The organism is Aeromonas sp. ASNIH8 (assembly GCF_002919855.1).
Taxonomy (GTDB): domain Bacteria; phylum Pseudomonadota; class Gammaproteobacteria; order Enterobacterales; family Aeromonadaceae; genus Aeromonas; species Aeromonas caviae.
On record NZ_PQLN01000238.1, the window covers coordinates 1 to 1084 of the forward strand.

The 1084-nt window shown below is 58.5% G+C and carries 1 protein-coding gene; it reads right to left on the minus strand.

Annotated features, from left to right (window positions below):
* On the minus strand, positions 1-1079 hold a 1079-nt coding region (locus tag C3418_RS23660; RefSeq protein WP_258040182.1), incomplete at its 3' end, for an IS4-like element ISAeme15 family transposase.
* Positions 1080-1084 lie beyond the last annotated feature (5 nt).

Below are 1084 nucleotides of genomic sequence, written 5' to 3' on the forward strand. Positions count from 1 at the left end.
TGACAGGCAAACTTAAAGCTCACCTCATTGGGCGCTCGCTGATGGGCTACGGCGGCCTGGCTGGCCTCCCGCCTGACCAGATTGTATCCAAGCAGCAATCCCCACAGCTCCTGATAGACCAAGTCCACTTTCTTGCTTCTCAGCGTGATGGCGTTGTGCTGCATCGCGCTTTTGATATCCCGGTATCCCAGCTCGATTTCCCAGCGCTCGTGGTACAGGGTCGCCACCTGAGCTGCGCTGAATCGCGCCACGGGCAGGGAGGTAAAGACCGTTTTCTCCTTGCCTGCCACCTCATAGGTCACTGCGCGAACTTGCCAGTGTGTCGGCAACGCCGGGTTTTTCTTGCGAGCCTGAGGCGAGACCGTCATTTGCAACAGACGGTCACCGTCGCCATAGCGCTCAAGTTCCGTGTATACCAGCCCCTTGCGTTCCGGGATGAGCCAGTGACGGTCGGTGTCTTCGGCCTGAATACGCAGCAACAGGTCGGCACCGAAGAAGCCTCTATCCAGCAGGGTCACTGACTTGTCCGGCAATGAGTGAATGAACTCGCTGGCCAGGGGGATTTCCCCTTTGCGGTACGGGCTGATGGCCGCGTTGGCAATGACATGCGAGCGGACATTCATGAGCGTGACCAACCGCAGCATCGGGTAGGGTGTCTGCCGGTTGGTTGAGGTGTTACCCGAGCCGAAATGTGCTCTGAGTTCAGGCATATCCTGGGTTCGGAACAGGGCCCCATCGATGGCAAAGACCTGTAAACCGTGCCAATGGTCTTCAGGATAACGTTCCAGCCCCCACACATCGGCGCACTGTTTGAACAGCCACTCGAGCGGCTGTTTGCCGAGTCGCTGACGGGCCTGAGACAGGGCACTGTCCGCGAGCAAGGCATCATTGGCCAACCCTTCTGCACAGATGTTGAGGCGCCGAGCGACCTCGGAGATGGGCTCATTGCGGAAAAAGGCCATCCCCACGACGAGCCACAAGACCATATCAGAAGGTAAGCGGCGTCGGCGGATAGTGGCCTTTTCAGACAAGGCGGCAGCGGCAGTAATCCATTCGTCGGGAATATGGTCGGCAAAAATGGCCA